Origin of the sequence: Pseudonocardia sp. CA-142604 (genome assembly GCF_050948475.1) — a bacterium.
GTDB classification, from domain to species: Bacteria; Actinomycetota; Actinomycetes; order Mycobacteriales; family Pseudonocardiaceae; genus Pseudonocardia; species Pseudonocardia alaniniphila.
Window position 1 is genome coordinate 3,841,521 of sequence record NZ_CP192045.1, and the last position, 26,917, is coordinate 3,868,437.

A 26,917-nucleotide genomic window follows, 5' to 3' on the forward strand; every position below is an offset into this window, starting at 1 on the left:
GGCCCGCTAGAGAGGCAGCGGCCGGTTGTCCACGATGCTCTTCATGACGAGGGTCGAGGTGAGGCGCTGGACACCGGGGAGCGTGGCGAGGCGGTCGTCGTAGAGCTGCTGGAAGGCGTGCAGGTCGCGGGTGACGACGCGCAGCAGGTAGTCGGGGTCGCCGAAGAGCCGTTGGGCCTGCAGGACGTGGGGGATGGCGGCGACAGCGTTCTCGAAGGCGTCGACGGTGTCGCGGTCGGCGTCGCGCATGGTGGCGAACACGAGGGCGTCGAAGCCGAACCCGAGGACGTGGGCATCCAGGTGTGCCCGATAGCTCGCAATCGCCCCCGAGTGCTCCAGGGCGCGCAGACGCCGGTGGCAGGGCGAGACGCTGAGCCGGACGCGCTCGGCGAGCTCGGTCACGGTGAGCCGACCGTCCCGCTGCAGCTCCGCAAGAATCTTCCGATCCACGTCGTCCACGAGGCAGATTATCCCCTAGACAGCCGTGATCAGCGCAAGTTTGGAAGCACTTCCTCGCGATTCGTACCTAGTCTTTCCCTCAAGCCATCGAGGTCTGTGGAGGGAGATGCACGTCATGGCGATCGGGACGGTCGTCGCGTTCTGGGGAGTGTCGTTCCTGCTGGTGCTGACACCGGGTGCCGACTGGGCGTACGCGATCCGGGCCGGACTTCGGGACCGCACGGTGCTGCCCGCCGTGGGCGGGCTGCTCGCCGGCTATGTGGCGCTGACGGTTGTGGTGGCAGCCGGGGTCGCCGCACTGGTGGCCCGCTCACCGCTGATGCTCACGGTGCTGACAGGGGTGGGTGCGGTGTACCTGATGTGGCTGGGTGTCACGGCAATCGCAAGTCCGTCAGCTCCGGCGGCCGCTGCTGAGTCCGCGCCCGGTTTGTGGGTGTGGCGGGCGCTGAAAGGGGCAGGGATCAGCGGCCTGAACCCCAAGGCGTTGTTGTTGTTCGTGGCATTGCTGCCGCAGTTCACCGACCCGGCCGCCGGTTGGCCGCTCGGGATGCAGATCGTGTTGTTGGGGTTGGTGCACACCCTCAGTTGTGCCGTGGTCTACACGGGAGTGGGCACGGGTGCCCGGCTGGTGCTGCTTGCGCGGCCCGGGGCGGCGCGAATGGTCTCCCGCATCTCCGGCGCCGCGATGGTCGCGATCGGTGTTGTGCTGCTGATGGAACAGATCATCGGCTAGCCCGGTGCCGAGGTGCATCACCATCGGGCCGAGAGCCGGTTCTTGATCGCGGTCAGTCGGTTCATCCACTACTTGCAGCGCTCGTGTTGCCGGCGCACGGGCCCCTGCCTGACCCCGACGAGCTCGCGCCGTCCGGGCCGGTGCGCGCTGACGTGGCCGTCAGTGCCCGCGGCGACGGAGTCATGTGTTGACGACGATCGGAGCAGAGAAGTGATCAACTACCGCACTACGTTCCGCGCAAGCCTCGATTGGCCGGAGGCATTCTGGACCGCGGCCGCAGCAGAGATCGACTGGTATCGGGCTCCGACCCGGGTGCTCGACTCGTCGAACCCGCCCCACTACCGCTGGTTTCCCGACGGGGAGCTCAACACCTGCTACAACGCGCTGGACCGGCACATCGAGGCCGGTCGTGGTGACTGTGATGCGTTGATCTACGACAGTCCCGTCACCGGGACGAAGACCACCTACAGCTACGCCCGGCTGCGGCACGACGTCGCCCAGTTCGCCGGCGCCCTGGCCGAACTCGGGGTCACCCGCGGCGATCGGGTGGTGATCTACATGCCGACGATCCCCGAAGCGGCGATCGCCATGCTCGCCTGCGCCCGGATCGGGGCCGTGCACTCCGTCGTGTTCGGCGGGTTCGCCGCCAACGAACTGGCCATCAGAATCGACGATGCGACCCCCAAGGTCGTCGTCGCCGCCTCATGCGGAATCGAAGGCAAACGGATCGTCGAGTACAAGCCACTCCTCGATCGAGCCGTCGAACAAGCCCACCACAAGCCGGCCTTCTGCGTGATTCTGCAGCGCCCCCAGGCCGCCGCCGAGATGGGCGAACGCGACATCGCCTGGTCCGACGCCATTGCGGCCGCCACCCCCGCCGACTGCGTCCCGGTGGCCAGCACCGACCCGCTCTACATCCTCTACACCTCGGGAACGACCGGAAAGCCCAAGGGCGTGGTCCGTGACAACGGCGGCCACGCAGTCGCCCTGTGTTGGACGATGAGCAACGTCTACGACGTCGCCCCCAGGGACGTCATGTTCAGCGCCTCCGACGTCGGCTGGATCGTCGGACACTCCTACATCGTCTACGCACCCCTGTTCGTCGGCGCGACCACCGTGCTCTACGAAGGCAAACCCGTGGGCACTCCCGATCCCGGACAGCTCTGGCGGGTGGTCGCCGAGCACGGCGTGCGAACGATGTTCACCGCCCCGACCACCCTGCGGGTGATCAGGAAGGAAGACCCGGCTGGTGCGTTCCTTGCCGACCACGACATCTCCAGAATGAGATACCTGTTTCTCGGGGGCGAGCGGCTCGATCCCGAGACACTGCGCTGGGCGCAGGATCTGCTCGGGATCCCGGTGGTCGATCACTGGTGGCAGACCGAGACGGGCTGGCCTGTCGCGGCGAACCTCATGGGCCTCGAGCCCATGCCGATCAAGCCGGGGTCGCCGACCGTTCCGGTTCCCGGGTGGGACATCGGTGTGCTCGACATCGACGGCCGCCCCGTCGAGACCGGAGTAGACGGCGCGCTCGTCCTGAAGCTCCCGCTGCCACCCGGGTCCCTGACGACGTTGTGGAACGACGACAACCGCTTCGTGTCCTCCTACCTGTCTCGCTACACCGGCTACTACCTCACCGGCGATGGGGGCCACATCGACAAGGACGGTTACGTGTTCGTCATGGGCCGCATCGACGACGTCATCAACGTCGCCGGCCATCGGCTTTCGACGGGAGCGATGGAGGAGGCTCTCGCCGGGCATCCGGCCGTCGCCGAGTGCGCAGTCATCGGCGTGGCGGACCCGATAAAAGGACAGATCCCACGCGGATTCGTCGTACTCAAGGATGATGTCGACACCGACGAAACTGACCTGTCGGCAGAGCTGGTCCAACGGGTGCGCACACAGATCGGTGCCGTCGCCGCCCTCAGAGACATCGCGATCGTGCCCGGCCTGCCCAAGACCCGCTCCGGAAAGATCCTGCGCAAGACCATGCGCGCAATCGCCGATGGCGTGGAGGATCCGGTCCCCTCGACCATCGACGACGTGAGCGTCCTCGACGCCATTCGTCCCATCCTGCGGCGCAGCTGAGATCCCTGGCAGACAGCAATCGCGCTGGTCATTGGAGGAGCAGTCTATGAACCCGGATCGGCTGGGAGTCCACACCGTGCGCGCTTCGGCGGAGCTGGGGGAGAAGTATCGGGTCAATGGTTGGTGGCGGGATACCGGTCTGATCACTGATCTTCGAAAGTGGCGTGACGCCACTCCTGATGCGGTGGCGATCGACGCCTTCGGATCCGATGGGCTGCGAACGATTGTCACCTACCGTGCGTATGCGCATTTGGTGGAAAGATTCGCCGGTGCGTTGTACGAGCTCGGCGTCAGGCCGGGGCAGGTCGTGGCCATGCAGTTGCCGAACCGGTGGCAGTCTTGCGTGCTGTATCTGGCGGCGATCCGGCTCCGCGCGGTCATCGCTCCGGTCATGACGACGATCCGCCGGCGTGAGCTCGAACGGCTTCTTGCGCGTGTGGGTGCCGGGGTGTTCGTGACGGTCGACCAGTGGGACGGGTTCGACCATGCCGGCCTGGCCCGGTCGATCGTTCCGGATCTGCCGCAGCTGCGCACGCTCGTCGTACTCGGACGGACCGAATCGCCAGCCGAGATCGATTTCAGCGAGTTCTTCGAGAACACTGCGTGGGAAGATCGGCATCCCGTTGCGTTGGATACCGCGGAGGAGGACCCGGACGCGGTGTCCATCGTCCTTTTCACCTCGGGCACCTCGGGCCAGCCGAAGGGAGTGCTGGGTACGCAGAACACGTGGTTCGCGGGCTCCGCGGGCCTGAGCCGGGCCGAGTCGATCACCTGCGACGACGCCGTGTTCACCCCGCACAGCACGATGTACAGCCTGGGAACCGTGTTCGGCCTCTACGTCCCGCTGCAGACCGGTGCCCGTGCGGTCCTGCTGGACACCTGGTCGGGGGCGGCGGGGCTGGACGTGCTCGAGCGGGCGCGGGTCGCAGTCATGATGGCCGCACCGAGCTTCTACGACCAGCTGGTCACCGCGGCTTCGCAGCGTTCGACGCTGTTGCCGTCGCTGCGGGTCATGGCCGCCACCGGCACGACGATCCCCGGCCGGGTCGTGCACAGCGTGATCGAGACCTTCGGACTCGGCCTGCGGTCGGAGTGGGGCATGACCGAGGTCGGTTGCGCGACCATGACCAGGGCCGATGACCCCCTGGACTGGACGCTGCACAGCGACGGGCGCCCCTTCCCGGGCTACGAGCTCGACATCCGCTCCGATGACCCGGTCACCGCGGAGCAGCCGGGCCGGTTCTTCGTCCGCGGCCCGGCGGTGTGCCTGGCCACCGTCCGGGGCGAGGGCAACCAGCTGACCGTGACCAGCGAGCACGACCAGGGTTGGTACGACACCGGCGACCTCGCGGCCTGGGACGAGCGCGGCGGAATCAGGCTGCGGGGGCGGGTCGCCGACCGGGTGGGCGGCGCGTTCATGATTCCGATCGCCGACGTGGAAGACCTGCTGACCCAACATCCCGCCGTCGCCGACGTCGCAGTGGTCGGCTACCTCGACGAACACGCCGGCGAACTCGCCTGCGCCGTGATCACCGTGCGGGGCCAGACCTCACCGACCCTCCACGAGTTACGCGAGTACCTCACCACCCAAGGCATGACCGAATGGTATCTGCCGACCCGGCTCGAACGACTCGACGAACTGCCGCGGAACTCGACCGGAAAGATCCAGAAGCACCTGCTCCGGTCCTGGCTGAACGGCGCGGTGGATCTGGAGAACCCTTCATGACGATCTGCGGCCGGTGGCGGCCCGTGTAGACGATCTATTCACATGAGGAGATATGTCCGAAACCGAAAGAGAAGTGCGGCCGAAAATGCTCGGATTATCTGTCGGGACGGCTGCCGGTGCAGCTGGTCCGACGGCCGGCACGGAAAGGGCGCTCCTGGAAATCCTGACGGATGTCGTAGGTGTGGAGCAAGCGTCGGTCGACAGTCATTTCTTCAACGCCCTGGGTGCGGACTCGATGGTGATGGCCCGGTTCTGCGCCCGGGTCCGGAAACGACCGGATCTTCCGATCGTAACGATCAAGGACGTCTACGCGCATCCGACGGTCCGAAGACTGGCCGAGGCACTTGGCGAACCCTCGCCCGATCCCCTCGTGACGGCGGTTCCGCGCGAGGAGCCCGCGCCGGAGCCCGCGGCGCGGCGGCGGGCCGGCACCCCGATGTACGTGCTGTGCGGGGTGATCCAGCTCCTGTTCTTCGCCGTGTACCTCGCCGTCACAGAGGTCGCCGCAGTTGTCGGAGACCAGTGGATCTCCGCTGCCGCGGACGTCAGCGAGCTCTTCCTGCGCGCGGCCGTGTACGGCGACACCGCTCTGCTCGCGATGTGCATCCTGCCGATCGCGGCGAAATGGGTGCTGATCGGACGCTGGACGACCCAACAGTTCCCGGTCTGGAGCCTGGCCTACATCCGCTTCTGGCTCGTCAAGACCCTGGTCCGGGCCAACCCCCTGCTACTGCTGGTCGGCGGTCGGTCACGATCCAACACCACATCACCGATCATCACCATCTACCTGCGAGCACTGGGCGCGAACATCGGCCCCGGCGTCACGATCTACACCCGGATCCTGCCCGTCTGCACCGACCTCCTCACGATCGGCGCCGGCACCGTGATCAGGAACGAAGCCATGATCACCTGTTACCGCGCCCACGACGGCCAGATCCAGACCGGCCCGGTGCATCTCGGCGAAGACGTGTTCGTCGGCGAAGCCGCAGTGATCGACATCGGAGCCTCGATCGGCGACCGCGCCCAACTCGGACACGTCTCCTCGCTCCACACCGGACAGACGGTGCCCGCCGGCGAAAGCTGGCACGGATGCCCGGCGCAGCCCACGAACGTCAACTATCGGATAATCGGGCAAGTCGCGGGCGCGAGACGAAGAGCCGTGTTCTTCGGAGCAACGCAACTGCTGAATACGTTCGTCGTTACTGTTCCGCTTTCGGTCGCCGTGCTCGCTCTGGCGTGCGAGGACTTCCCGCAGTTGGACAGGCTCTTGAGTCCCGAGCCGGGGGCGCTCACCACCGGGTCCTTCTATCGCGACGTGTCCATCATCTCCGCAGTGGTCGTCGGGACCACCCTTATTCTCGGACTGCCGGCTGTTGGTACGATTCCGCGCCTGCTCAATCGCATGATCAAACCGGACACGGTGTACCCCCTGTACGGGTTCCACTACGGGATCCATGCAACGATCGCACGACTGACCAACAGTCAATTCATGGGGAGCCTCTTCGGTGACAGCTCCTACATCGTCCACTATTTGCGCTGGATCGGGTACGACCTCTCCACCGTGGTGCAGACCGGGTCAAACTTCGGCGCGGCGGTCAGGCACGAGAGCCCCTATCTGGTCACGATCGGGAGCGGGACGATGGTGGCTGACGGGTTGGCCATCCTCAACGCCGATTTCTCGAACAGCGCTTTCCGCCTTTCGCGGGCCAGGATCGGCGCCGACAGCTTTCTGGGGAACAGCATCTACTACCCCGCGCAGAGCAGGGTGGGCGACAACTGCCTCCTCGCCTCCAAGGCCATGGTTCCGATCGACGGCCGGACCCGCGAGGGCACCGGACTCCTGGGATCCCCGACCTTCCCGATCCCGCGAACCGTGGCACGGGACAAAGCGCAGCGCCTGGGCCGGGCCGAGCAGCGTCACCGCCTGCGCGCCAAAAACAGACACAATATCGTGACGATGGCGTTCTTCCTTCTCCTGCGGTGGTGCTTCCTCCTTTCCGTGCTGGTGCTCACCGGTGCTTTCTCCGAGGCCTACGAGGAGTGGAACCCACTGGCGGCACTCGTATTGTCTGGCCTGGTCTACCCACTGTGGATGATTCTCGTCTGGGCGCTCACCGAACGTCTCGTCACACCTCGGTTCCGGCGGTTGCGGCCGCAGCACTGTTCGATCTACGACCCGTACTTCCGGAAGCACGAGCGTTACTGGAAGGTCAACTGGCAGGACTACTACGCACTGTTCAACGGCACTCCGTTCAAGAACGTGCTATGGCGGCTGGCCGGTGTGCGGATAGGCCGCCGCTTCTTCGACGACGGCCTCAGCATGACCGAGCGCTCACTCGTCACCATCGGAGATGACTGCACGGCCAACCAGACGAGCGTGATTCAGGGCCATTCCCAGGAGGACGGCGCCTTCAAGTCCGACTACATCACCATCGGGTCTCGCGTCACCCTCGGCGCGGGCGTATGGATCAACTACGGCGCGACGGTCGGTGACGACGTCACCATCGAGCCACATTCCTACGTCATGAAGGGTGAGGAGATCTCTCCGGGCGCTCGCTGGAGCGGCAATCCGGCAGCCGAGGTTCGAGCAGACCGCGACGTCGCCCACCCTGTTCGGCAGGTGCCCGAGGGAGCAGCACGTGTCTGAGCGCGCCCCCGGAGCCGGGGGAGGCGCATCGGGTCTCGACCTGGCTAGAGGACTTGCTCTGTTCGGCGTGATGGCTGCGGACGTCTTCCACGCCGCCCCCGGCAACGGCCCGTCGGCACTCGGACCGATGAGCGCAGGCGACTGCCCCGCCGTGACGTTTGCGCTGGTCGCAGGGGCGAGCCTCGCACTTGCGGGAGGTCGGTGCCGCGCGTGTGTCCGTGCGGACATCGCTGTGCAGGCCGTGCTGATCGCTGCGATCGGTCTCGCGCTCGGGCTCGCCGGCCGCGCGACCGCTCTGCTCTCGTACTACGGCGTGTTGTGCCTGGTCACCACCGTCTTTCTCGGTCGTCGGCCGTGGTTTCTGGTGCGCATCGCGGTCGTGGTGCTGCTCGTCGCACCCATCATCGTGACCTCGACCATGGACAGGACGGCCCTCCGGCTCGACGGGAATCCCAGTTTCTCGACGCTGGTCACCGACCCCTCCGGGCTGATCATCACCCTGTTCGTCACGGGGGCCTACCCCGTGCTGATCTATCTCGCCTACACCTGCGTAGGGCTCGCGATCGGCCGCATGGACCTGTCCTCGCCGCAGTCCACCCGCAAGCTGCTGACCGGCGCCGCCGCAATCGTCGCCGTTTCCTGGATATGGTGGCTCGCCCTCCCGGCATCCCGAACGCACGGCTGGGTCTACCTCGTCCGCAGCATCAACAGCCTCGGCTCCGCGGTCTTGGTCGTCGCGTTCGCGCTACTCCTGGCACGCACTCCCACGACCGAACGTCTGCTGCGACCGCTCACTACTGCCGGAACCATGATGCTCACGCTCTACAGCGGGTACGTCGTGGTGCGAGCCACCGGCGTATTGGGGAACAACCCCGGCCAGCAATACCTGGCGTTGGTGATCGGTGCGTTGCTGTTCGCCGCGCTCTGGCGATGGATCCCGACAGGCGGGCCTGTGGAATGGCTGGTGGCACAGTTCTCCCGCATGACTCGGCAAGCCGTGCCGGTACACCGGGCGTAACCGGAACAGATTTCTGATTCTTCAATTTATCGAGACAACGCCGCAGGATCGACGGAAGGCGGACGATGAGGACTTGGTTGATCACGGGAGGGACCTCCGGCTTCGGCCGGGCGTATGCCGAGGCGGTCCTGGCGCAGGGTGATCAGGTGGTACTGACGGCGCGGAGGGTCGAGCAGCTCGACGATTGGGCACAGAATCACGGAGAGCAGGCGCTGGTCGTGCCACTCGACGTCACCGATCCGGCCCAGGTCACCGACGCGGTCGCTGCCGCTCACGGCCGGTTCGGTGCGGTCGACGTGGTGGTCAACAACGCCGGCGGCGGCTCGCACGGAGCTGTTGAGGACACGGACGAGGCAGACATCAGGGCGACGTTCGAGGCCAACTTCTTCGGGACGGTCAGGGTCATCCGCGCGGTTCTGCCCGGGATGCGAGCCCGTCGCAGCGGTTGCATCGTGAACATCTCGTCGGTCGGTGGCCTGCGCGCTTTTCCGGGAGTGGGCTACTACAACGCGGCCAAGTTCGCCGTCGAAGGGCTCTCGGAGTCGCTGCGTCAAGAGGTGGAGCCGCTGGGAATCAAGGTTCTGGTGGTCGAGCCCGGGGCGTTCCGCACCAGGTCCGACAGCGCCGGCTATTCGGATTCCGCCACCCCGGTGCTCGAGGACTACGCCGGCACCGTGGGTGTACTGCGTGACGCGCTCGTCGCCATGAACGGCAGGCAGCCCGGTGACCCTCGACGGGCCGCTCAGGCCGTCGTCCACGCGGTGGTGGGAGGCAACCCGCCACACCACCTCGTGCTGGGCAACCTGGGGTTCGAGCAGGTCACCGGGAAGCTCGAGGCGATGCTGACCGAGATCCGGGCCTGGGAACCCGTCTCCCGCAGCGTGGACTTCCCCGAGAGCACACACACGCCGGGCGCCTACGTCTGATCGGTGACGTGCCCTGGACCTCCGCGAGGTCGACCCGGACGCCACCGCTGCGCCGCCCGCGTCCCACCCTCAACATCAGACCGACTCTCACAACCGATCCATCGCTCACCGCGGTGAGTGATCACGTGGAGGCAACATGACCATCACCAGCGAGAACACTGCGGCTGACCCCGCTGACTTCAGCCGGCAGCGCCCGATCCCGGACAACCTGGTTCCGGATCTCAACGACGTGAACGCCTTCACCCACGACAAGCTCGCCTCCGAGCTCGTCCGGCAGTACGCCCCTTGGGCCTGGGCTCGAGCCGAGAAGCTCGGCTCGCGGGTATGGGATCCCCGGGTTCTCAAAGCGGCACGCGACGCGCAGCGGTACGTCCCCGAGTTACGGACCCTGGACCGGCTCGGCAACGAGGTCTACGACGTCGACTTCCACCCCGCCTACCACGAGCTGATGTCGCTGGGCTTCGGCTCCGGCGTGCACTCGCTGGCGTGGACCGCGGATCAGCCAGGTGCGCACTCGGCCCGCGCTGTGCTGTCCTACCTGTGGAACCAGATCGACGGCTCGACCGCCTGCCCGATCGGCATGGCGTACGCATCGATCCCGGTCCTGCGTAGCCGGCCCGAGCTGGCGCCGTGGGCCGAGGCGATCGCGACGGAGGGCTACGACCCGGCGGACGTGCCGATCGAGCAGAAGTCCGCCGGCACGATCGGCTACTTCATGACCGAGAAGCATGGCGGCTCCGATCTGCGGGCCAACATCACCGTCGCGCGCCCGGTCGGCCGCCGCGGCCCGGGTGAGATTTACCTGGTCAACGGTCACAAGTGGTTCGCGTCGGTGCCGATGTCGGATGCGTATCTGACCGTCGCCCAGACCGAACGCGGGCTGTCCTGCCTTCTGGTTCCGCGCCGACGTCCGGACGGCAGTCTCAACGGGATCGCGATCAACCGGCTCAAGGACAAGCTGGGCAACAAGGCGAACGCCTCCTCGGAGATCGAGTACCGCGATGCCCATGCCTTCCTCGTCGGTGAGGAGGGCAAGGGTGTGCGGACGATCCTGTCCTCGGCCGAGTACACGCGGCTGGACTTCGCCGTCGGTTCCGCCGGTCTGATGCGGGCGGCTCTGTCGCAGTGCCTGCACCACAACGACAATCGCTCCGCGTTCGGCGCTCCGCTGTCGCAGCTGCCGATCCAGGCGCCGGTGCTGGCCGACCTCGCGCTGGAATGGGCCGGGGCCGCTCACCTCGGGTTCCGCGTGGCCCGCGCCGAGGACCACCAGGACGACGTGTCCGAGAAGCTGGTCAGCCGTCTGCTGACCCCGGTGGCGAAGTTCTGGAACTGCCGGCGTGTATCGAGCGTGACCGAGGAGGTCATCCAGTCCATCGGCGGTAACGCCTACATCGAGGAGCACCCCTGCCCCCGCTACTACCGGGAGGCACCGCTGAACGCGATCTGGGAGGGCACCTCGAACATGATGGTGATGGACGTCGGGCGCGTCCTCACCCGCGAGCCGAAGGCGATCGAGCCGGTGCTCGACGAAATCCGCCCTGTCGCGGCGGAGCACCCGTTGCTGGCCGACGTCCTCGCCGAGATCGACGAACTCGTGATGGCGCCCGAGGACACCACCCGCTATGTGGTGACCCGAATTGCGCTCGCGGTGCAGGCGGCGCTACTCGTACAGCACGCGCCCACGGTCGTCGCCGACGCGTTCGTGGCCTCCCGGCTGGGGACCAACTGGGGACCTGGCTACGGCACGCTGCGCGACGTCGACTTCGAGGCGGTCATCGACTTCGCTCGGCTCGGCTGATCGACAGCTACGTTCCGCATCCATCAACGACAATATCTCTATCAACGAGAAATCCTTTCCACCCCCGAGCGGCGCTGTCTACGGTGTGTTTGATTGGCACATGGGCCGCTGCAGCAAAGAAAAGATTCAGCGCTCGACCGATTGGGGTGCTCCGGGGTGGCAGTTCGTAGTTTCGACAAGTTGTTCGTCGACGGCCAATGGTCGGACTCGACCGGGCCGGGGCGGATCGAGGTGATCTCGCCGCACACCGAGCAGGTGATCGCCTCCGTGCCCGACGGCACCGCCGACGACATGGATCGGGCGGTCGCAGCCGCGCGGCAGGCGTTCGACCACGGCGAGTGGCCCCGGCTGACGCCCGAGGAGCGGATCGCCACCGTGGAGCGGTTCGCCGAGGCCTTCCGGCGGCGGCTGTCCGAGGTGGCCGAGGTGGTGAGCGCGGAGAACGGCTGCCCGATCACGCTGTCCGGCCACCTGCAGGCGGCCGGCCCGCTGGCCATCGTCGAGAGCTTCCTGACGGTGGCCAAGGAGTTCCCGTGGGAGAGCCGGCGGCCGGGGGCGACGCACGTGTCGGTGACCGTGCGCCGCGAGCCGGTCGGAGTGGTCGCGGCCATCGTGCCGTGGAACGTGCCGCTGGTCCTCACCCTGTCCAAGTTGGTGCCGGCGCTGCTGGCCGGGTGCACGGTCGTGCTCAAGCCGGCCCCGGAGACCCCGCTGGACGCGTTCGTCATGGTGGAGGCGCTGGTGGAGGCCGGATTGCCGGCCGGCGTGGTCAACGTGGTCCCGGGCGGGCGGGAGGTCGGCGAGCACCTTGTCCGCCACCGCGACGTGGACAAGGTCGCGTTCACGGGTTCCACCGCCGCCGGGCGGATCATCGCCGGCATCTGCGGCGAGCAGCTCAAGCGGTGCAGCCTGGAGCTGGGCGGCAAGAGCGCGGCCATCGTGCTCGACGATGCCGACCTGGCTGTGGTCACGCAGGGTCTGAAGGCCACCTCGTTGCTCAACAGTGGGCAGGGCTGTGTCAACCAGTCCCGGGTGCTGGCCAGCCGGGCCAACTACGACAACGTGGTCGAGGCGGTGGTGGGGACCATGCGCTCGATGCCGGTGGGTGACCCGGCCGACCCGGCCACCGAGATCGGCCCGATGACGACCCGTCGCCAGCAGGAGCGGGTGGAGGGCTACATCGCGCTCGGCGAGAAGGAGGGCGCCGAGCTGGTGTACGGCGGAACCGGTCGGCCGGACGGCCTGAACCGAGGCTGGTACGTGCGCCCGACGGTGTTCCGCAACGCGGACAACAGCATGCGCATCTCCCGCGAGGAGATCTTCGGGCCGGTGATCACCGTGATTCCGTTCGACGACGTCGACGACGCGGTGCGCATCGCCAACGACACCGAGTACGGCCTTGCCGGATCGGTGTGGACCAGTGACTCGGACGCCGGAAATGCCGTCGCCCGGCGAGTCCGCACCGGCATGGTCGGCATCAATGGCTTCATGCCTGACTATGCCGCCCCATTCGGCGGCTACAAGGCGTCCGGCATCGGCCGCGAGTTCGGTCCCGAAGGCTTGTCCGCCTACACCGAGATCAAGTCCATCTACCCGCCGCCGACCGCTTAGCGCATTTCTCCTCGACCGTCGCAGTGATGATCCACGATCATCCTCGACGTTCGACCACGAGCCGCCCGCTGAAGCGGAAGTAAGCGGCGATCATAATGCCGATGGTCAGCCAGCCGAGGCCGAGGATCTTGGCGTTGGTGTCGGCGCTCCACAGTGCGTAGAGCAGCACCGCGGCGCCGATGACCGGGGAGATCCAGTGGACGAGCACCTTGCGGCTGCGGCCGCGGATGCCGAAGTGCACGAGTACCGCGATGTGCAGCAGGATGTAGGCGGTCAGCGCGCCGAAGGTCACCAGCGTCGTGAGTAGTTCTTCCTCCTGGGTGCCGGCTATTCCGATCACCAGTGACAGCAGGGCGATGAACAGCATCGCGTTGCGCGGCACTCCGTTCGCGCTCACCGTCGACAGGAACCGGGGCAGTTGCCGGTCCCGAGCCATGCTGAACACCAGCCGGGACGACGTCGCCTGCGAGGCGATCGAGTTGGCGAAGATCGCGATCAGGGCCGAGGTGAGCGTGACCAGCACCTTGAACCAGCCCCCGACGACTCGGCCTGCGAGGTCGTAGTAGGCGCTGTTGGTGGCGTCTCCGTCAGGGAAGGTGGTGCCCTGCGGGACGTAGATCGCCGCCAGATACACCTGCAGCACGAACAGAATCGTCACGGAGACCAGCACGATCATGGTCGCCTTTGCCACGGCACGGCCCCCGCCGCGGGCTTCCTCGTTCAGCGTCGAGATCGCGTCGAATCCGATGAAGGCCAGCGCGGCGATCGGAATGGCACCGAACACGATGCCCCACGAGAACCGGTCCGGGTCGTAAAACGGCCACAGCACCAGGTGGGCCCGTAATTGGACGAGGTCGGCCAGCGTCCAGACCACGAAGACGGCGAGCACGACGAGCTGGATGAGAAGGAACACCTTGTTCATCGTCGCGGTGACGGCCATACCGCCGAGGTTGATGCCGGCCGCGAGTGCCACGAAGACGATGATCCAGGCCCAGGCGGGAACCGCGGACCACACGCTGACCATCGCGGCGGCCGCGAACACCGACGCCAGCGCCGGCAACAGCAGGTAGTCCAGGAGGATCGCCCAACCGGCGAGAAACCCCACGAAGCTGTTGAGCCCCAGCCGCACATAGGAGTAGACCGACCCGGCAATGGGATAGTGCAGCGCCATCTCGCGGTAGGACAGGCCGCTGAACAGCATCGCGACCGCGGCAACCAGGAAGACCAGCCCCACCATGCCCGCGGAGGAATTGAAGATGAGCCCGAACACCGCAAGCGGTGCGATCGGCACCATGTAGACCAGCCCGTAGACGACCACGTCGGTCAGCGACATCGACCGGCGCAGTTCCTGCCGGTAGCCGAACTCCTCCAGTGTGGGCGCGCCAAGTTGCTGCGCGGGGCCAGCGGCTCCGCGGCTCGGGCCGGCGTGGCCGGGCTCAGTCATGCCGGCGGAGGAACGCGCCCACGACGCGGGTGAACTCCGCCGGCGTCTCGAGGTGCGGTATGTGGCTGGCGCCGGCGAACTCGTGGTGGCGAACGTCCCTGATGCGCTCCACGAACGGTGCCCACGCCTGGGGGCGGGCCTCGTCGTACTCGCCGCTCAGCACGAGGGTCGGGGCGGCCACGCCGCCGAGACGGTCGACGATGGACCAGCCGACGAGCGTGCCGGTGATCGTGAACTCGCTGGGTCCGAACATGGTGCCGTAGACGGTCGGGTCGTGCTCCACATTCGCGAAGCTGTCCTGCAGGTCCTGGGGCCACGGATCCAGCCGGCAGATGTGCCGTCGGTAGAACTGATCCACCGCGGAGAGGTATTCGGCACTGTCCGTCGTGCCGGCCCGCTCCTGCTCGGCGATGAGCTCCTGGGTCTCACGCGGCATGGCACGCAGCAGCTCGGTGATGCCCTGTGCGAACAGCGGCATCGATGCCAGACCGTTCGCCAGGGTCATGCTCCGCACCCCGTCGGGGTGCCTCAGCACGTACTCCGGTGCGAGCATTGCGCCCCACGAGTGTCCGAGCAGGTGGAACCCGTCGGTGAGACCCAGCCGCTCCACGAGGTTGCGAAGCTCGGCGACGAACAGCTCGACGGTCCAGAACTGCGGCGGCGCATCGGGCAGGTGGCTGCTGTTGCCGCAGCCGATCTGGTCGTAGTGCACCACGCGGCGCCCGTCGTGCCCGAGGCCTCCTGTGGCGAGCATGTAGTTGTGCGCCATGCCGGGGCCGCCGTGCAGGACCACGACCGGACGGCGGTCGTCATTCGGCTCTGCGGGATGAAACACCCGCACCCATGTCGAGTGGTCACCGAACGGGAGCGTCGACGTCTCGACACGCCCGGGGACCGCAGCGTCGCCGGCGGTCGATTCCAAGCCGTTTGATTCCATGCTCGAATCCACGGTGGTGACTGAAACACGGAAACGGCCTGCCGGCAACGCCTTGAATATGAGTTTTTTGAATGAGGGTGCGCGGAAAATTCGCGGCGCGCTGTCCGTCGCCCTCTCGAACCCGTCGACGCCATCACGCTTGCGGAGGAAGCCGATACGCCCGCTGGGCAACGTGCAGCTGTCAGGCATCCAAACGTCTCCTCGTGGCACACATGCCGTGGTCACCCCTCGATACCACGGCTGGGCTGCCGTCGCGGGTCGAATCCTCAGGACCGCACCGACCTTCCCCCTTGGTTCTGTACGTGCGAATTTCGGTGAATTCGTCCGAATGGCGCGACGACCAGGAAATTGGTAATGGTCGAAATTACCACGGCGCGGGCACTCATGGTGCTGGTGGTCCCATGAGTAATTTCGCTGACGATCTCCCGGGACCTGAATTTGACACGTGACTCGGTTCGAACCATGGTGGCGGTACCTGCGGCGCAGTACCCCGCCGGCTCGTGCGCCACGACTGGCATCGCCGGTTGCCATCGACATGCCGGATGGTCCACATATATACCTCTTGTGGAGAACCCCCGTCTCGTCGTGAAAGTGGTGCTCCCCGCCGTGGTCGAGTGTCTGTCGGCATAATCCGGTTGATCGGCTCGCGGCAAGAATCGATCGATGATCAACCGGAAATCGGTATACAGTAGACCCGAGTCGCCACGTATCCTGGAGGCGTCTCGTGCCGAGCGAGTACAGCGGAAGGGGCAACGGTCCACGATGGGACTGAACACCCGAGATCACGGCAACGAATAGGAATGGCGTGATCTGGGCGAGTTGGGGCCGTACGGCACCAACCGTCCCGGCGGAGTGGCGGACGACGAGGAGTTCCACCTCCTCGTGACTGAAGTGTGGGTGTGCGCGGATGACATCAATGAAGATTGAGCAGATACGGCGACTGCGTCGGCAGAAGGACGTTCTACGCGCAAATCCGAGATCCGGCACGTCCACCGCTGATACCGCCCCTGCAGTCCATCCGTAGACGCTCTGGCGCCTCCGGCTGCGTCCTCGTCGGCGCCGCGACGCACGTGGCTCGATTCGCTGCCCGACTGCCGGATCAGACTGCCTTCTTCGCTTGATCCACCGCGCCCACGGCTGTGGCCCGGTTCGCCGAGATCGTGGGCGTACTCACGCTGCGATACCTGCGGACGCGGACCGCTTGCACCCTGCTCGCGGCCCACCCTGCCGCGGCCATCCGAGTTGCGAATCGAATGGGCAGCGCTCGGAGACGAACCCGGGCGAGCCTCGAAAAGCTGGAGGAACTACGTGACCCACTCCCGACGGTCCTTCCTGATCGGCGTGCCCGTCGTGGCTGCGGCGGCGGTGGTGGCAACGTCCACACCGGCGATGGCCACCCCAGCCCACCAGAGCCCGATCGCCATCCGGTCCCGATCCGCCGTCGATGACCCGAAGCTCCCCGCACTCGTCGTCGACTACCCCGACCACGTCAAACTGCACGTCCACTACGTCCGACACGACATGAACAACCCCGCCGGCTGCACCATCCGCGGCCCCGAGGAAACCATCCAAGCCGACGTCCCCGCCGACACCGCCGCCATCCACCTCGCCGGCGCGCGCTACGAGCTGCTGCAGTTCCACTTCCACACCCGCTCCGAGCACGTCCTGGACGGCCACCACTACTCCCTCGAACAGCACTACGTGCACCGCGGACCACAGGGCCAGACCCTCGTCATCGCCCTGTTCCTCACCCACGGCGGGCGCGGCGGCACCCCCCAGGACGCGGTCCTGCACACCCTTCCCCAGGAGTGCGGCACCGACCGCGACATCACCGTCAACCTGAAGAACTCACTGCCCGCCGACCTGTCCACATTCCGCTACACCGGCTCACTCACCACCGCCCCCTACACCGAGGGCGTCTCCTGGCTCATCCTGCGCCAGCACCACGCCGTCACCGACGCCACCGTCCACGGCTTCGAGGACCTGTTCCCCAAAGGCAACGCCCGCAAGCTGCAGCCACTGAACAACCGCACCGTGCGCTACCGCCGACAGCGGTAGCCCGGCACGGTCCTTTCAACCACTTGACAGGCGAGGGCCGCGTTCCTAACCTCTGACTAGACGTTTAGAGGTTACAGGGGAGCGATGATGGCCCTCAAGTTCGCCGAGTTGCTGTTCACGCGGGCCGTCCGCGCCGCGCAGGCCCGATACGGCGGCAGGGCGGACCGCCTGCTCACCGCTGCCGACCCGCGGGACCGGCTCGGGCCGGACGAGGTGGAGTTCCTGCAGACCCGCGACGGGTTCCACCTCGCGACGGTCGGCGAGACCGGCTGGCCGTACGTGCAGTTCCGTGGAGGGCCGCCCGGGTTCCTGCAGGTGCTCGACGAGCGGACCATCGCCTGGGCCGACTTCCGCGGCAACCGCCAGTACGTGAGCACCGGCAACCTTGATCCGGCAGGGGAGGCGCGGGTGGCGATCATCGCCATGGACCACGCCCGGCAAATGCGTATCAAGCTGCTCGGCACCGCGCGGATCATCGATGCCGACGCCGACCCCGAGCTCACAGCGCGGGTGACCGTGCCTGGTTACCGCGCGGTCGTGGAACGGGTCGTGGTGGTGACGGTGGCGGCATTCGACTGGAACTGCCCGCAGCACATCACGCCCCGGTACACCGCCGAGGAGCTACGGGACGTCGTGGCTCCGCTGGTGGCGGAGCTGGAGCAACTGCGGGCCGAGAACGCCCGGCTCCGCTCCGCTGACGCGCCGGTCAGCGCAGGCTGAGGATCTCGACGCGGCGCGTGCGGGCGGCCTCGCACGGCCGGCGTCGAGCGGCCATTCAGGCAGGGATCGCTCAGCGCGCAGCCGCTTGGCGGTTGGGCGCCCATAGTTGGTCGGCGTCGCCTGCGGCGAGCCGGCCTCGGTAGACGTCGATCTTGTGGTCGATGACCTTGAGGTTTTCCTGTATCTCAGCGAGCTTGGCGATCACGTCGGCACGGTGGGCTTCCATGAGGGCGAGTCGTTCCTGCTCGTTGCCGTGCCCAGCGGATACGAGCTGGGCGTAGCGACGGATCGCCTTGATGGGCATACCGGTGGCCCGCAGCTTGGTGCAGACGACGATCCAGTCGAGGTCGAGCTGGTGGTAGCGCCGCCAGCCGCCGTCGGTGCGGTCGATGGTCGTGACCACCAAGCCGGCACGTTCGTAGTAGCGCAGGGTGTGCACGCTGACCCCTGTGCGGCGCGCGGCCTCGGCGATGCTCAGGCCCGACTGGGAGTCGGAGCGAGCGGGCTCGGGTGCCGTCTGTGGCTTGACTTCGAGCACGCTCTAAATCTTAGCGTCGTCAATCATGATTGCTTCACTGCTGCAGTGGACCACTGCCGGCGATCTCGGCCGACGCCGACGATTCCTGGTTCTCGCGATCTGTTGCGCCAGCGTGATCGTCGTGGTCATGGACATCTCCATCGTCAACGTCGCGCTGCCGGCGATTCGTCACGATCTACGCGCCTCGGTGTCCGGGCTGCAGTGGACGGTCGACGCCTACACGCTGGTGCTGGCCGGCTTCCTGGTGCTGGCAGGGTCCATCGCCGACCGGGTCGGCCGCCGGAGGATCCTCCAGGTCGGACTCGCTGCGTTCGGGCTCGGCTCCTTGCTGTGCGGCCTGGCGCCGAGCATCGACTGGCTGATCGCGGCGCGTGCGCTGCAGGCCGTCGGTGGAACGATGCTCAACCCGGTGGCGATGGCGATCGTCGCCACCACGTTCCCGGATCCGGCCGAGCGGGCCAGGGCCATCGGCGTGTTCGGCTCCGTATCCGGGCTGGCGCTGGCGCTGGGTCCGATCCTCGGCGGCGCCATGGTCGACGGCCTCGGCTGGCGCTCCGTCTTCTGGATCAACGTGCCGATCGTGGCAGCCGCGATCGCGTGCACCGCGCTGTTCGTGCCCGAATCCTGTGCCGCCCGCGCGCGCCGGTTCGACCCGGTGGGCCAGATCCTGATGATCCTCATGCTGAGCGGCGTCGTCTACGCGATCATCGAGTCGACCAGGCTGGGCTGGACCTCGCCGGTGATCCTCGGTCTACTCGCCATCGCGGTGCTCAGCGCGCTGGGCATCCTCGGTTATGAACCGCGCCGTATCGACCCGCTGCTGGAGCTACGCCTGTTTCGCAGCGTGCCGTTCAGTTCGGCGATCCTGATGGCGCTCTTTGCGTTGTGCGGGTTCAGCGCGTTCCTGTTCGTGACCACCCAGTATCTGCAGGACGTGCGCGGCATGTCGGCGCTGACGGCCGGGCTGTGCCTGCTCCCGGTCGGGGTGCTGGTCGTGGTGTTGTCGCCATTCATCGGCCGACTCGTCGGCTCGCGTGGCTCTCGACTGCCGCTGGTGATCTCCGGGGTCGCGCTGGCGTTCGGCGGCGGCGCGTCGATCTGGCTCGTACCGGACACTCCGCTGCCGGCCGTGCTTGCGATCTATCTGCTGTTCGGCGTGTTCCTCGCCACCGTCAACCCGCCGATCACCAACACGGCGGTCTCCGGAATGCCCCGCTCGATGTCCGGGGTGGCCACCTCGTTGGCCTCCGCCGGCCGACAGACGGGCACGACCTTGGGCGTCGCGATCTCCGGAACCATCGTGGGATCGGCCTCGGCCCGTGGCGGGACGGCGTTCATCAGCGCGGAGCACGGAGTGTGGTGGTTGGTGCTCGGGCTCGGCGTCGGGATCCTTGCCCTGGGGCTGCTCAGCACCGGGCGCTGGGCCTCGGCCACGGCTTTGCGGGCCGCAGCATTGTTCGACGGCGTGGACAACGGCGCCGAGGCGGGTCACCGTCGAGTTCGGGAAAGCCGCGTTCCTGCCCGGTGAGCTGAACTCGCCTATCCTCGGCGTTTCGCTGTACCCGCGCCCGTCAGGAGGGCCGCGTGACGGCTGTCGACCAGTTCGCGCCTGGTATGCCGAGCCGGGTGACGAATCGATCGCCGGCTTGCTCGACAACAGGGAGGCGAATCGATCATGCAGGTGCAGGGCTATCCACTGGAATGCGTGACACCCGAGGGCGAACGGATGCTGGTCGTCGGTTGGGTCGAGATCGGAGGCACGCTCGGCGGAGGCGAGATGCCCGCCCCGTGCGTCGTCAGCATCGACGGGGAGGCATCCGAGTTGCACGCGCTGACGGGCCCGCTCGAGTTCCGGCTACCGAGCGGGCACTGACCCGCGGCCGCGTTTCACGCGGCGGGCCGAACGAATCCGGGTTGATCCCCTCGATGGCCATGTAGGAATGTCGTCGTGGACCAGGTCGTGCTCGCCGTGCTCGCCGCTGCAGAGCGTCAGGACTGGCCGACGGTGCGCTTGTTGCTGCATCCCTACCTGCACTGGACTCAGGACGGCGTCGCACTCCGCGGCCGCACCACGGTGATGGCCCGACTGACAGCACAGCCACACCTGACCGCACCGGCGACCTACGAACTGCGCGACGGCCAGGTCTATCGCTGGACCGCGCCCTGACGTTTTACGGAAGGTGCGCTCTTCGCCTGCGTCCACGGACCACGTCGGAACGCGTTATGCGTCCCGCCCGCCTTGTTCCTCGTCGAGGGCGCTGACCAGCCGATCCAGCACGCGCATCGCGTTGTCGAACTCCTCAGGGCCGACGTGGTCACCCCACGCCGTCTCGATCTCGGCGACCCTCTTCCCGGCCAGTGCAAGGACCTCCCGCCCGCGGACCGTGGGGAAGATCAGCTTGGCGCGTCCGTCGGCAGGGTCGCGGCGACGCTCGAGGTAGCCCTTGCGCTGGAGGTCGTCGACCAGTTCGGCACAGGCCGCGAGGCTCAGCTGTGCCCGGCGGGCCAGCGTCGTGAGGCGGACGCCGTCCACGCCGACGTTCCCGAAGATGTGCAGGTGCGCGTCCCGCATATCGGTGACACCGTTCTCGGCCGCCACCGCGAGGACCTCCCGCCGGAAGCGCTGGAGGAGGCGGACGAGGAGCTGCCCCACCGCCAGGCGGTCGGTCGGCAGTGGCCGGGTTGACGATCCCACGATCGAGCACGATACTCCGGAATCCGAAGCATCGGATTCCGAAGTATCTGGAGGAGACGTGCAGGTCGACACGGGCATCGGCACCGTGCATGCGGAGGTCGTCGGGGGCGGGCCGGCTGCGCTGCTGTGGCACAGCCTGTTCCTGGATTCACATCAGTGGGACCGCGTCCGCGACACCTTGGCAGCCCATCGCACACTCGTGCTGGTCGACGGCCCCGGGCACGGGCGGGGCGGCCTGCCACCCCGCCGGTTCACGTTCGACGACTGCGCCGACGCCGCCGCGCTCGTTCTCGGCACCCTCGGTCTCGGGCCGGACGTCGACTGGGTCGGCAACGCGTGGGGCGGGCACGTCGGCTACGCGTACGCCTCCCGGTATCCGGCGCGAAGCCTGGTGACGATCGGTGCACCGCCGACGCCACTACCGCCGGCCGAGCGGCGCCGGATCGCCCTACTGACCGCGGCCTACCGGGCCGTCGGCCCTCGTCCACTCACCGGCGCGGTCGTCGCCGCCCTCCTCGGTCCGGACGCGGATGCAGATTCCGTCGCCATGGTCCGCGACACGTTCCGCGCGAACGATCGAACCGGGATGCAGCGCGTGATGCGCGCGATGATGCTCCAACGGCCGGATCTCACCGAACGCCTCCAGCGGATCTCCGCACCGGTCCTGCTGATCGCCGGAGACCGGGATCCGATGTGGACACCGGCCCGGGCAGCAGCGACCGCGGCGGGGCTCCCGCACGTCCGGACCGCCGAGATCGAGAACGCCGGGCACCTCCCTCCGCTCGAGACGCCGGCGCCGACAGCCGCGGAGATCCTCTCGTTCTGGCGCCAGACCTCGCCCGTGACGTCCTGACGGAAGCGGGGGATGAGCCGCCTCGGTCCGCGGCGACCGTCCTCACGGTCGCGTCTGCGGCACCGCCGATTAACGCTGCCGTAAGCCAACGTTCGTCGCGGATCAGGAGAAGGTCCGGCGCGAGAGATGAACTGTGAAGGGCGTGGCCAGCAGCAAACCCCGGGTCGTGATCACCCACTGGGTCCATGACGATGTCATCGATCACCTGCATCAGTTCTCCACGCCGGTGCCGGTGGCCAGTCGCACCGTGTTGTCCCGTGACGAGGTGCTGGCTCGCGCGCGCGATGCCGACGGCCTGCTCGCGTGCATGACCGACCGCGTGGACGATGACCTTCTCGATCGCTGTCCCCGCCTGCGGGTCATCAGCGCGACGCTGAAGGGGTACGACAACTTCGACGGCGCCGCCTGCACCCGGCACGGTGTGTGGCTGACCGCGCTGCCCCACCAGCTCACCGCACCGACGGCAGAGCTCTGCGTCGGGCTCATCATCGGGTTGATGCGCCACGTGGCCGCCGGCGACAGGCACGTCCGCAGTGGCGCATTCTGTGGCTGGCGACCAGAGCTGTACGGATCCGGCCTGGCCGGGTCGACGGTCGGAATGATCGGCATGGGTGCGATCGGACAGGCGCTGGCACGGAGGTTGCGCGCGTTCGACGCCGGCGTGCTCTATCACGACGTCCGGCCGCTGACGCCCGAGCGCGAGGCCGAACTGGACGTCCGGCGGGCGTCGCTGGATGAGCTTCTCGCTGCGAGCCATGTGGTGTTGCCGCTGCTTCCGCTCCGAGATGACACCGCAGGCCTGCTCGGCAGAAGCGCACTCGCCCGGATGCGGACCGGGGCGTATCTGGTGAACATCAGCCGTGGATCCGTGGTCGACGAGGCTGCCGTGGCCGATGCGCTCGAATCGGGACGGCTCGGCGGTTACGCGGCCGACGTCTTCGCCGTGGAGGACTGGGCCCGCGCCGACCGCCCCGGTCGCATCGACCCGACCCTGCTCAAGCACCCGCACACCCTCTTCACCCCGCATCTGGGCTCGGGGGTCGATGACGTGCGGCGCGCGATGAGCCACGCAGCCGTCGACCAGATCGCCCAGGCCCTCGACGGCGCGCGCCCCGAATACGCCGTCAACGAGCTGACGTGAGGTAGCGCAGCTGCCGGCCGGATCGGACAAGTGGTCTGCGGGGGACACCCGCGCCGAAGCTTTCCGCCGGCGCAGACGCACGTCGTGGAACACCCCGAATCCGTGCAAGGAGCACAGCATGCGACGACAAATCCTGCGCCTGAGGTTCGAAACGCAGGCAACGCCGCCGTCGGGAGACCCACCCACTTCGACCGTGAAATCGGGTCCGGGCTCGATAACCCTGCTCGAGGGTGACAGCTCCTGGGTGCCGACCGAGGCGTCCTACGAAACCCGCGTCACGATCACCGGTGAGACCACCTTCGTAGAGGACGGCGAGATCATCTTCGACGGTGCCGGCCTTCGGCTGACCACGGTCGGTGCGGGGGTCATCGAACCCTCTGCCGAGGAGGGCACGTTGCGCGGTGCAGTGAACTGGCAGGTCGAGGGCACGGGCCGGCTGAGCGGTGCAACCGGGTTGGTGTCCGCGAACTTCGAGTTCCACCCCGAGCGTGGGAGCGCTGCGGACTATCACATCGTTCGGCTCTACCTTCCCTGACCGGGGACTACGTGCGCGGCCCCAGACACGGTGTTGTCGGCTGCATGCTGCGGCTACGGATCAGGGCGCCGCGGTGCCGGCGCTGCGCCAGTCGCGGACGGCGGCCACCGCCTCCTGCTGGCTGAGCCGGGAGCCGGCGTCGTACGGTCGGCTGAACCGGTCCGCGCCCAGTGCCTGGCGGACCTGGGCGACCAACTCGGCTTCGTCTTGCCGGAGCAGCGGCAGCGGCAAGGCCCGCAGGCCGACCCGGCGGCGCAGGCCCTCGACTGCCCCCGCCAGAAGTGCCGCCCTTTCGGGGGTCACCCTCCACGAACGCCAGCCGGGCGAACGCGGCCAGGCACAGAGTGAGGCCGCGAGTGCTGTGGGCCGCCAGGCTCAGCTCCAGCGCCTCATCCATCTGCGCCCTGGCCTCCTCCGGTCTGCCTTGTGCGACGGCCATGGTGCCCAGATACACCCGGGAGACGGCGGCGAGCCAGGGGTTGTCGAGCCGCTCCGCCAGGTCGCGCATCTCGGTCAGGTGGCCCAGGGCGTCGTCGTGGCGGCCGACGGTCACCTCCACGAAACCGGCGGTGCAGGCGGCCAGCGCTGTCCAGAACGGCTCGTCCTGGCCACGGAGCTGCTTCAGGGAGACCAACGCGCCCCGTAGGGCGCCGTCGAAGTCGCCGACGACCCCCGAGGTCCATGCCATGACCAGTTGGGACACAGCGCGGAGGTAAGGGTCCCCGATCCCGTCGAGCAGCGGCGCCAGACGCTCGCGGGCCGCCAGCGCCGCTTCGTCGTCGCCGACCTCGACGCCGGTCGCTGCGGCCGTCGACGCCAGTTCAACCTGGGCCTGGAGGTCGAAGGAGTCAGCGGTGGGCAGCAACTGGTCGACCCAGGAGTGGGCCTCGCCGAGATGGTCCCGCAGGAACCAGAAGAGCCAGAGGACCCGGAACATGTGGGGAAGCGGCCCGGTGTCGTGGTCGAGGTACCAGCGCACGGCGGCGGCCAGATTGCCTTCCTCGACGTCCAGGCGCTCGAACCCCCCGCGCAGGCCGGCGCCGCGCAACTGCCGGTCGGCCTGCTCGGCCAGCTCCCGGTAATAGCCGGCGTGCCGCGAGCGGATCTCGGCGGCGTCAGGCCGGGCCGCCAACTGTTCGGCCACGAACGCACGGATGGTCTCCAGCATCCGCGGCCGGGGGCCGTCGCCGGCGGGGGCGAGGTGGATCAGGCTGTGGCGGGCCAGTGCCTCGGACCGTTCCAGCGCCTGGTCCTCATCCAGGCCGGCTACCTGGGCAGCGGCCTCGACGGTCCAGCCGTCGACGAATACCGCCGCGACCTCCAGCAGCGACCGCTCGGCATCCTCCAGCAGCCCCACGCTCCACTCCACCGTGGCTCGCAGGGTGCGCTGCCGCTCGGGCATGTCCACCGCGCCCACTCCCAGCGCGTCCAGCGACCTGGCAAGCCGGCCGAGCAGCGCGTCCGGGTCGAGCAGCCGTGTGCGGGCGGCCGCCAGCTCGATCGCCAGCGGCAGCCCCTCCAGCCGCCTGCAGATCTCCGCCACCGCCGCCGCGTTGCTCGTGGTGAGAGCGAAGCCGGGGCGCACCGCGCGAGCCCTGTCCACGAACAGCGCCACCGCCGGCGAGGCCGCAAGCTCCGCCACCAGCCCGCCGGCGGGATCAGCGGGCAGCCGCAGCGGCTGGACCGGGTACACCCGCTCCGCCCGCAGCCCCAGCTCCGTTCGGCTGGTCGCCAGGATCACCACGCCACGACAGCGGGTCAGCAGCGCGTCGATGTCGCGAGCGGCGTCGACCACCTGCTCGAGGTTGTCGAGGATGAGCAGCCACCGGCCGTCGTCGAAGTACTCGACCAGGGTCTCCATCGGCGAGCCCGTGCCCGCCAGCTCAGCCCCCACCGCCCGGGCAACGGTTGTCAGTACCAGCTCGGGCTGGGTGATCGCCGCCAGGGGAACGAACGCGGTGCCCGCCTCGAAGCGGTCAGCCAGTCGCTCGCCCACCGCCACCGCCAGCCGGGTCTTGCCGATCCCACCCAACCCGGTGAGGGTCACCAATCGCACGTCGGCGCGCCCGGCCAGATCGGCTACTTCCTCGATGGCCTGTTCTCGTCCGACCAGCGAGGTCACGTCCACCGGCAATGGGCGCGGCCCGGGAGTGCGCGGAAGCGCCATGGCCGTCGCCGAGGGGCGTGCGGCGGCGAACCGCTCGCTCAGCAGCATCGCCAGGTCGTCGCGCACCAGCCGACCCAGCTCCGCCGGTGTGCGGAAGTGACGGTAGGACGCTGTGCCGTCCTCCGTGATGCGGGCCAGCAAATCGGTGAGGCGCGGATCGCGGTCCGGCGCGGGCGCCTTGACATACAGCAGCCGGGGCAATGACCTCGACAGTTCGAACTCCTCCTCCAGCCCCGAGACCTCCATGCCCGGCCCGATCCACCCGTACCGCTGCCCGTACACCCCGACGAACACATCGCTTTGCGCCAGGTACGCCTGGTACAAGTCCCGCGGTGGATATGGCCGCGCCCCCGCCTCGAACGTCACCGGTGTCAGCCGCAGCGCCGAGATGGCGTGCGAGACCGCCTGCCGCTCATCCGCCAGCTCGCCCAGCGTGGAACTGACGAACACCCGCAGACGCCGGTCCGGAGTCCGGATGACCCCGTCCCGCGGTGGCCCCTCGTTTCCCGATGGCCCCATCTGCGGCTCCACCTTGCGAGTCTCGAACTGGTCGGCTCTACCGGCAACACGAGCGTGGTCCCGCGCAGCGCTGCCTCTCCGCGGCTACTCGCGACCGCACCTGCACCCGCGAACCCGCTACCAATGAACAAAAACGTCCGGCACTGCTTCTCCTTGTTGATGTGGCTCATGAAGCGAGTCGTCGGGGTCCTGCGCAGAGGGCTAGATTTCAGCCCGATCATGGCGATCCCTGACGGAGGCCACGCTCACGGCGTGTAGACGAGACCGGACGCCCGTGATGTGACAGATTCCGCGGCCCGGT

22 protein-coding genes are annotated in these 26,917 nt (G+C 67.8%); 16 read left to right on the forward strand and 6 right to left on the reverse strand.

Annotated elements, in window-relative coordinates; all coding sequences use genetic code 11:
• Window positions 1-6: 6 nt before the first annotated feature.
• On the reverse strand, window positions 7-459 hold the full coding sequence (locus ACQPZQ_RS17535; protein WP_433297028.1) for an Lrp/AsnC family transcriptional regulator: 453 nt from the start codon (window positions 457-459) through the stop codon (window positions 7-9).
• Between the two features lie 115 nt (window positions 460-574).
• On the opposite strand from ACQPZQ_RS17535, the gene ACQPZQ_RS17540 reads away from it, so the two are divergent.
• The 8 genes from ACQPZQ_RS17540 to ACQPZQ_RS17575 all read left to right on the forward strand — a co-directional run bounded on the left by ACQPZQ_RS17540 (window position 575) and on the right by ACQPZQ_RS17575 (window position 13,009).
• The gene (locus ACQPZQ_RS17540; RefSeq protein WP_433297030.1) at window positions 575-1,192 is read left to right on the forward strand and encodes a LysE family translocator; all 618 of its coding nucleotides are present in this window, start codon (window positions 575-577) and stop codon (window positions 1,190-1,192) included.
• 210 nt (window positions 1,193-1,402) lie between these two features.
• A complete protein-coding gene (locus tag ACQPZQ_RS17545; protein WP_433297033.1) occupies window positions 1,403-3,280 on the forward strand; it encodes a propionyl-CoA synthetase in 1,878 nt (625 codons plus the stop codon).
• A 46-nt stretch (window positions 3,281-3,326) separates the two neighbouring features.
• Window positions 3,327-5,006, forward strand: a complete 1,680-nt coding sequence (locus ACQPZQ_RS17550) for an AMP-binding protein (protein ID WP_433297035.1) — start codon at window positions 3,327-3,329, stop codon at window positions 5,004-5,006.
• Between the two features lie 52 nt (window positions 5,007-5,058).
• Window positions 5,059-7,653 (forward strand): Pls/PosA family non-ribosomal peptide synthetase, encoded by a 2,595-nt coding sequence (locus tag ACQPZQ_RS17555; RefSeq protein ID WP_433297037.1) that lies wholly within the window; start codon window positions 5,059-5,061, stop codon window positions 7,651-7,653.
• Complete coding sequence (locus ACQPZQ_RS17560; RefSeq protein WP_433297040.1) at window positions 7,646-8,671, forward strand: hypothetical protein; 1,026 nt, start codon at window positions 7,646-7,648, stop codon at window positions 8,669-8,671. The genes ACQPZQ_RS17555 and ACQPZQ_RS17560 overlap by 8 nt, the downstream gene beginning before the upstream one ends.
• Before the next feature lie 65 nt (window positions 8,672-8,736).
• Window positions 8,737-9,597, forward strand: a complete 861-nt coding sequence (locus tag ACQPZQ_RS17565; RefSeq protein WP_433297042.1) for an oxidoreductase — start codon at window positions 8,737-8,739, stop codon at window positions 9,595-9,597.
• 136 nt (window positions 9,598-9,733) lie between these two features.
• Window positions 9,734-11,398 (forward strand): acyl-CoA dehydrogenase family protein, encoded by a 1,665-nt coding sequence (locus tag ACQPZQ_RS17570; protein WP_433297043.1) that lies wholly within the window; start codon window positions 9,734-9,736, stop codon window positions 11,396-11,398.
• Between the two features lie 156 nt (window positions 11,399-11,554).
• Window positions 11,555-13,009 carry an aldehyde dehydrogenase gene (locus ACQPZQ_RS17575; RefSeq protein ID WP_433297045.1) on the forward strand — a complete coding sequence of 485 codons (1,455 nt, stop codon included), beginning with the start codon at window positions 11,555-11,557 and terminating at the stop codon, window positions 13,007-13,009.
• A gap of 37 nt (window positions 13,010-13,046) precedes the next feature.
• Here ACQPZQ_RS17575 and ACQPZQ_RS17580 read toward each other — a convergent pair whose 3' ends face one another.
• Window positions 13,047-14,453 carry an APC family permease gene (locus tag ACQPZQ_RS17580; protein WP_433297047.1) on the reverse strand — a complete coding sequence of 469 codons (1,407 nt, stop codon included), beginning with the start codon at window positions 14,451-14,453 and terminating at the stop codon, window positions 13,047-13,049.
• Window positions 14,446-15,390: a proline iminopeptidase-family hydrolase gene (locus tag ACQPZQ_RS17585; RefSeq protein ID WP_433297049.1), complete on the reverse strand. Its 945-nt coding sequence runs from the start codon at window positions 15,388-15,390 to the stop codon at window positions 14,446-14,448. The genes ACQPZQ_RS17580 and ACQPZQ_RS17585 overlap by 8 nt, the downstream gene beginning before the upstream one ends.
• Before the next feature lie 1,308 nt (window positions 15,391-16,698).
• On the opposite strand from ACQPZQ_RS17585, the gene ACQPZQ_RS17590 reads away from it, so the two are divergent.
• Both ACQPZQ_RS17590 and ACQPZQ_RS17595 read left to right on the forward strand, forming a co-directional pair.
• On the forward strand, window positions 16,699-17,448 hold the full coding sequence (locus ACQPZQ_RS17590; protein WP_433297052.1) for a carbonic anhydrase family protein: 750 nt from the start codon (window positions 16,699-16,701) through the stop codon (window positions 17,446-17,448).
• 84 nt (window positions 17,449-17,532) lie between these two features.
• On the forward strand, window positions 17,533-18,168 hold the full coding sequence (locus ACQPZQ_RS17595; protein ID WP_433297054.1) for a pyridoxamine 5'-phosphate oxidase family protein: 636 nt from the start codon (window positions 17,533-17,535) through the stop codon (window positions 18,166-18,168).
• A gap of 70 nt (window positions 18,169-18,238) precedes the next feature.
• Here ACQPZQ_RS17595 and ACQPZQ_RS17600 read toward each other — a convergent pair whose 3' ends face one another.
• Window positions 18,239-18,706: a MerR family transcriptional regulator gene (locus ACQPZQ_RS17600; protein ID WP_433297056.1), complete on the reverse strand. Its 468-nt coding sequence runs from the start codon at window positions 18,704-18,706 to the stop codon at window positions 18,239-18,241.
• A gap of 25 nt (window positions 18,707-18,731) precedes the next feature.
• On the opposite strand from ACQPZQ_RS17600, the gene ACQPZQ_RS17605 reads away from it, so the two are divergent.
• From ACQPZQ_RS17605 to ACQPZQ_RS17615, 3 genes are all read left to right on the forward strand, one after another.
• A complete protein-coding gene (locus ACQPZQ_RS17605; RefSeq protein WP_433297058.1) occupies window positions 18,732-20,234 on the forward strand; it encodes an MFS transporter in 1,503 nt (500 codons plus the stop codon).
• Window positions 20,235-20,381: 147 nt separating this feature from the next.
• Window positions 20,382-20,579 (forward strand): hypothetical protein, encoded by a 198-nt coding sequence (locus ACQPZQ_RS17610; RefSeq protein ID WP_433297060.1) that lies wholly within the window; start codon window positions 20,382-20,384, stop codon window positions 20,577-20,579.
• Between the two features lie 75 nt (window positions 20,580-20,654).
• Complete coding sequence (locus ACQPZQ_RS17615) at window positions 20,655-20,873, forward strand: hypothetical protein (RefSeq protein WP_433297062.1); 219 nt, start codon at window positions 20,655-20,657, stop codon at window positions 20,871-20,873.
• Between the two features lie 54 nt (window positions 20,874-20,927).
• Here the strand turns inward: ACQPZQ_RS17615 and ACQPZQ_RS17620 are convergent, their stop codons facing one another.
• Window positions 20,928-21,401, reverse strand: coding sequence for a MarR family winged helix-turn-helix transcriptional regulator (locus ACQPZQ_RS17620; protein ID WP_433297064.1), 474 nt, complete (start codon window positions 21,399-21,401; stop codon window positions 20,928-20,930).
• 58 nt (window positions 21,402-21,459) lie between these two features.
• Here ACQPZQ_RS17620 and ACQPZQ_RS17625 point away from each other — a divergent pair, with 58 nt between their 5' ends.
• From ACQPZQ_RS17625 to ACQPZQ_RS17635, 3 genes are all read left to right on the forward strand, one after another.
• The gene (locus ACQPZQ_RS17625; RefSeq protein ID WP_433297067.1) at window positions 21,460-22,254 is read left to right on the forward strand and encodes an alpha/beta fold hydrolase; all 795 of its coding nucleotides are present in this window, start codon (window positions 21,460-21,462) and stop codon (window positions 22,252-22,254) included.
• 142 nt (window positions 22,255-22,396) lie between these two features.
• Window positions 22,397-23,395 (forward strand): NAD(P)-dependent oxidoreductase, encoded by a 999-nt coding sequence (locus ACQPZQ_RS17630; RefSeq protein WP_433297069.1) that lies wholly within the window; start codon window positions 22,397-22,399, stop codon window positions 23,393-23,395.
• A gap of 193 nt (window positions 23,396-23,588) precedes the next feature.
• Window positions 23,589-23,930, forward strand: coding sequence for a hypothetical protein (locus ACQPZQ_RS17635; RefSeq protein WP_433297071.1), 342 nt, complete (start codon window positions 23,589-23,591; stop codon window positions 23,928-23,930).
• A gap of 7 nt (window positions 23,931-23,937) precedes the next feature.
• Here ACQPZQ_RS17635 and ACQPZQ_RS17640 read toward each other — a convergent pair whose 3' ends face one another.
• Window positions 23,938-26,616: a DUF4062 domain-containing protein gene (locus ACQPZQ_RS17640; RefSeq protein WP_433297074.1), complete on the reverse strand. Its 2,679-nt coding sequence runs from the start codon at window positions 26,614-26,616 to the stop codon at window positions 23,938-23,940.
• Window positions 26,617-26,917 lie beyond the last annotated feature (301 nt).